Below are 5,228 nucleotides of genomic sequence, written 5' to 3'. Positions count from 1 at the left end.
CACGCGTGGTGAGAGAGGTCTTGCCGACGCCGGCGGCACCGAGGACGAGGCTTCCGCGTCCGCTCCGGATCCCGCGCAGGATCTGGTCGACGACGAGCGCTCGCTCGCTCGTCGTCCGTACGGGAGTGCCCGCCTGCCTGCGGGCGGTCCGCTCGAACATCGGGTGCCTGCCCGATCCGTCGTCTGCCACGTGTGAACAATAGGGAAATTGAAGCATCACACATCGACGATCTCGCTGCAATGCACAGATGTTGACGCCACTCGTGCCCCAAAGATCGGTACCGATTACGGATGAGGTGGCAGCGGCGCCGTTCCTACGCTGACCTGAAGCGGGTCCTGCACGATCAGTGCCAGCTCCGGCCGCGGTCGAGACCGGGGCCCATCCGCCAGTCGGTTTCGCCCCGAGAGAAGGATGTCCAGTGCCCACCTACACCGCGCCCGGCGTCTACGTCGAAGAGATCCCGTCGTCACAGAAGGTGCTGACGTCAGCACCCACAGCTGTGACAGCGTTTGTCGGCTTCACCGCGTCAGCGCCCACCGACCCTGATGACCCGCAGGGTCTGGCTCCGCGCCTCGTGACCAGTTGGTCGCAGTTCGAGAGCCTCTACGGTGGCTTCGTCGAGGGTGCGATGCTGCCGCTCGCCGTCTACGGCTACTTCCTCAACGGCGGTTCGCTCGCGTACATCGTGAGGGTTCCCAACGCTGAGCCTTCCGGCGAGCCGGCACGCCTGGCGCTGCCGGCTGCCGACCGCGCGCTCGGTCTGCCGCTGGTCGTCGAGTCGACCGCCCCTGACGCCGACATCACGATCGCCATCGAGAGCACCGACGCTCCCGACGACCTCGAGGGCCCCACGCCCTTCAACTTGTCCGTCCTGGAGAACGGTGAGGTCGTCGAGACCTTCAGCAACCTGGGCTTCGGTGGTCCGCGCGACGCGGCCACCATCGTGAACGACGGTTCGACGAAGGTGAAGGTCGCCGTCGAGATCGATGAAGCCGTCACGATCGAGGAGCAGCTCGAGCTGCTCAAGCCGGGGCAGTACCCGCTGGAGAAGGCAGCGTCGGTCCCGGTGCCCGTGACCGGTCGCAAGTTCGCTGGATCGGAGGCGAGCCGCACCGGCATCAACGGCCTGGCGCTGGCCGAGGATGTCACGATCGTGGCCGTTCCTGACCTCGTCACCGCCGCCACGAGGGCCGACGGTTCGATCGACCTCGCCATGTGGAAGGCAGTGCAGACGGCGCTGATCGCCCACTGCGAGCAGCACTCGAACCGGATGGCTCTGCTGGATGCACCTCCCGGGCTGACCCCGCAGGAGATGCGTGACTGGCGCGCGGACACTGCGCAGTACGACTCGGCGTTCGCTGCCCTCTACTACCCGTGGATCAAGGTCGAGAACCCCACCGGGTCGAACGGCACAGCCGAGCTGCTGATCCCGCCGTCGGGCCACGTGGCAGGCGTATGGGCACGCACCGACGAGACCCGAGGGGTGTGGAAGGCGCCCGCCAACGACACGATCCGTGGCGTGCTCGACGTCGAGCGGTCGATCACCCAGAACGAGCAGTCCGTGCTCAACCCGATCGGCATCAACGCGATCCGCCCCTTCGGTACGCGCGGCATCCGGATCTGGGGGGCTCGCACGCTCGCCTCCGACACCGACTGGCGCTACCTCAACGTACGCCGCCTGTTCAACATGGTCGAGGCCACGATTCTCGAGGGCACCCAGTGGGCGGTCTTCGAGCCGAACGACGTCACCCTCTGGGAGGGCGTCAAGCGCACCCTGACCGGGTTCCTGCACGGCTTGTGGCAGGAGGGCGCGCTGTTCGGCGCCAACCCGGACCAAGCGTTCTTCGTCCGCTGCGACGAGACCACGAACCCGCCCGAGTCCATCGACGCCGGCAAGCTCGTGGTCGAGGTTGGCCTCGCGCCAGTGAAGCCGGCCGAGTTCGTGATCTTCCGTGTCAGCCAGAACAAGCTCAGCGCCGCCTGAGAACAGCGCTTGTGCCCCGTGGCACTAGCAGCCCCCCTCGAGTCTCGAACCACACAAGGAGCACCTCATGCCTGGCCTGTTCACCGCCGATCCGATCATCACCCAGAACTTCTTCCTGGAGATCGACGGCAAGCTCATCTCGGCGCTCATGAGCGTCTCCGGTCTCGATGTCGAGGTGGGTGTGGCCAAGTCCACCCAGATCGGCGAGAAGGGCCAGAAGCAGCAGGTCAAGTTCCTCGGCCAGACGGTCGATGTGCCGGACCTGTCGCTCACACGTGTCGCCCCGGCGGACATGACCAGCGACGAGCTGTGGAAGTGGTTCAAGGATGTCCGCGATGGCGGCCTTGCGGGTGACCGTGCCAAGAACCGCAAGAACGGCTCGGTGGTGCTCTACGACGCAGCGCAGAAGGAGGTCGCCCGCTTCAACTTCTTCAACGGCTGGCCGAGCAAGATCTCGACCGATCAGCTCTCGGTCGACGGCTCGGACGCGCTGAAGGAGACCATCACGATCGTGATCGAGCGGCTCGAGCGGGTCAAGTGAGCCTGCGCACCACGTACGACTTCACGCTGCCGCGCGGGTACGTCGACGACCACGGCACGGTGCACCGCACCGGGACGATGCGACTCGCGACCGCGCGCGACGAGCTGGAGCCGTTGCGCGACCCGACGATCAGTGGACCGGATGATCCACGCCTGACGATCGTGGTGCTGGCGCGCGTGGTCTCGGCGCTCGGATCGCTGGAGCTGGTGACACCGCACGAGATCGAGGGGCTGTTCGCCGCTGACCTGGCCTACCTGCAGGACTTCTACGGCGTCATCAACTTCGGCACCGAAGCGGAGTTCGAGGAGTTCCTGGCGGCGCAGCAACCGGCCGCTGCTGTGGAGCCGACGGCGGAGCCGGCAGCAGCTGAGCCGGCGCTGCAGCCTGCCGAGCCGGAGAACACGCCGGGGGTCGATCTCGACCCGGGGCAGGGCGCTCTGGGTCGGGCTCGGCGGTCGGCGATCGAGGAGATCCCGGCCGAGATCAGGTGATCAGCGATGCTGCACTACCCGCCGGAAGCGCTCTGGCAGGAGATCGCCTATCTCGCCTACCACCTGCACTGGCCGCTCGCCGATCTGCTCGACCTTGAGCACCTCGACCGCGTGCGCATGGTCCGTGCGGTCTCCACGATGAACGAGCATGCCTGGGAGATGGTCCGTGAGCACGTCTGAGCTGGCCCCGCTCGGTGGCGAGCCGTCCACATCCAGCCGCTTCCTGTTCGAGGTCGACGGCGTGGAGATCGGTCTGTTTCGCGAGGTCGCCGGCCTTCAGCTCGACGTGACGGTCGAGGAGTACGTCGAAGGTGGGCAGAACGGGTACGTGCACCAGCTGCCCGGCGTGATGCGGTGGCCGCACCTGACGTTCACGCGTGGGCTGGTGCAGTCGGACGCCCTCTTCTCCTGGGTCACCAAGACGTCAGGTGAAGGGTTCTCCGGCAACGACAACACCCTGACCCGGGCCACCGGTGCGGTCACGGTCATCAGCCACACCGGTCAGCGGCTTCGGTCCTGGGAGCTCGACGGCGTGTTCGCCGTGAGTTGGAGTGGTCCCCAGTTGCTGGCCGACTCCGACGAAGCTCTCAACGAGACTCTCGAGGTCGCGCACAACGGCTTTCGGGCGGTGACGAAGTGAGCACCGATCCTGCCGAGTCGCCGCCCGACACCACCCGGCTCGGGCGCGCGATCGTGGAGCGGTACCGCGGCCCGCACCCGCTGCAGGTACGGGAGGCCGCCCGTCTCGGCGACGTGGCTGCCTCCTCGATGCGGTTCGTGCGCGGTTGGGGGCGGCCGACGGCGATCCGCCGGATGCTCAGCGGCCCCGGCAGCCGCGCCACCGACTCGGCGACGGACCTGGCTGTGGCCCCGCCGCGCTGGTGGACCGGAAGCGATTCGGCCGCGGAGCTTCCCACGCGCGGACTGCGGCGAGCGGCTGGACCCGTGCCGAGTGAGGGGTCGCGGCGACCGGGCGGGGTGCCCGCCGGACTGGTCGCGCGCGCGGTGCCGATGAAGCTGCCGGAGGAGGTCGCCGCCGTCGGCAGGATGACCACGCCCGCTGACGCGCGAACGCGGCGCATGACCGCACGCTCACCCCGGTCGAGCGGTGGAGCCGGTGGCAGCGGTACCGGCTCGAGCAGTGCGAGTCGCGCAGGCCCGCCTGCCGATGCCCCTGCGGAACCCGCTCGAGCCGCTGCCGCGACTCGGGCTTCTGGCGTGCCCGCACACGGTCTCGCTTCACACGTGCTGCGCCGCCGCGCACACGTCGCCGACTCGCTCGCGTCAGCACAGGCGGCCCGCAGTGCACGGCGTCCCGGAACCACCCAGCCCCAGACCTCGAGGGCCGCGACGCCTGGCGAGGTCGCGACCATCGGTGGTGCCGTGCCGAGGGTCTCGGCAGCGTCGGGTTCGGCGGGTCGCGAGGCGCAGTGGCAGCAGTCGTTGCCGGTGGCGGCGGGCTTGCAGGGGGAGCCCACCGCAGCCACGGCAGCTGGCGGCGCGATACCCGGGCCGGGATCGGTCGGCGCGCGCTCGCCGATGCAGGCGGGCCCGATCACTCGGGTCGCGCGCGCGCTGCGGCCCGATGCTGGCCACGTGCTGCCCGCCGCCGGCATGATTCGGCGGTCCACGCCGGCCGCGGCCGGCGTGATGCCGGTGCGCCCGGGCGTAGCCGTGGGTGCGTATCTGGCGCGCGTGCGGGTCATGGCCGAGGGTTTCGGGCCTGCGGCGTCATCGGTTCCGGGCGCCGTACCGCGGCACGCCGGCACGTCCAGTGCGGGGGCAACGTCGATCGGCCTGCCGCCGCCCGCGGTGCCGGCCGTCGTAGGCGCTGCCGCGCACCTGCCCATGGCCACCGCTGGGTCGAGCTCCGGTGCGCTCGTCCGCCGCTCGGCCGGCCGTGCCGCAGCGACATCGCCTGTGCCGCTGCCCGGAGCTGCGGCCGCGCGGGCCACGTCCGGCCGTACCGTCACCACCCCGCCCGCCGGAGCTCGAGGGACTGGTCCGCGGGAGGGTGTGAGACTCGGTACCGGCGCGCTGGCTGCTGCCGCGTCCGGTCCCGGGACGCTCGCCGCCGGCACGCGGGGTCTTGCCACGTTGGGCACTGCCACGTTGGGCACAGCCACGCTGGGCACTGCCACGCTGGGCACCGCCGCCCTCGGCACTGCTGGCGCGGCCGCCCCAGCTGTGCGTGCCGCCCCCATGACCGCT

The 5,228-nt window shown here is 69.8% G+C and carries 7 protein-coding genes; 6 read left to right on the top strand and 1 reads right to left on the bottom strand.

Annotation, left to right across the window (positions count from 1 at the left end):
• Nucleotides 1–190, bottom strand: a 190-nt coding sequence (locus ACOJSN_RS17745; RefSeq protein WP_420113819.1) for a hypothetical protein, incomplete at its 3' end; no start/stop codon positions are given.
• Between the two features lie 229 nt (nt 191–419).
• Here ACOJSN_RS17745 and ACOJSN_RS17740 point away from each other — a divergent pair.
• From ACOJSN_RS17740 to ACOJSN_RS17715, 6 genes are all read left to right on the top strand, one after another.
• Nucleotides 420–1,985 carry a phage tail sheath family protein gene (locus ACOJSN_RS17740; RefSeq protein ID WP_420113818.1) on the top strand — a complete coding sequence of 522 codons (1,566 nt, stop codon included), beginning with the start codon at nt 420–422 and terminating at the stop codon, nt 1,983–1,985.
• A 67-nt stretch (nt 1,986–2,052) separates the two neighbouring features.
• Nucleotides 2,053–2,526, top strand: a complete 474-nt coding sequence (locus ACOJSN_RS17735; protein WP_420113817.1) for a phage tail protein — start codon at nt 2,053–2,055, stop codon at nt 2,524–2,526.
• Nucleotides 2,523–3,017: a hypothetical protein gene (locus ACOJSN_RS17730; protein ID WP_420113816.1), complete on the top strand. Its 495-nt coding sequence runs from the start codon at nt 2,523–2,525 to the stop codon at nt 3,015–3,017. Before ACOJSN_RS17735 ends, ACOJSN_RS17730 begins: the two co-directional genes overlap by 4 nt.
• Before the next feature lie 6 nt (nt 3,018–3,023).
• A complete protein-coding gene (locus tag ACOJSN_RS17725; protein WP_170299361.1) occupies nt 3,024–3,197 on the top strand; it encodes a DUF6760 family protein in 174 nt (57 codons plus the stop codon).
• Nucleotides 3,184–3,657 carry a phage tail protein gene (locus ACOJSN_RS17720; protein ID WP_420113815.1) on the top strand — a complete coding sequence of 158 codons (474 nt, stop codon included), beginning with the start codon at nt 3,184–3,186 and terminating at the stop codon, nt 3,655–3,657. Before ACOJSN_RS17725 ends, ACOJSN_RS17720 begins: the two co-directional genes overlap by 14 nt.
• On the top strand, nt 3,654–5,228 hold a 1,575-nt coding region (locus tag ACOJSN_RS17715; RefSeq protein WP_420113814.1), incomplete at its 3' end, for a hypothetical protein. The genes ACOJSN_RS17720 and ACOJSN_RS17715, both read left to right, overlap by 4 nt.

The sequence above is a fragment of the Pseudactinotalea sp. genome, assembly GCF_048594945.1.
Classification (GTDB): Bacteria; Actinomycetota; Actinomycetes; order Actinomycetales; family Beutenbergiaceae; genus Pseudactinotalea.
This window is presented reverse-complemented; position numbering and strand designations above follow the sequence as displayed.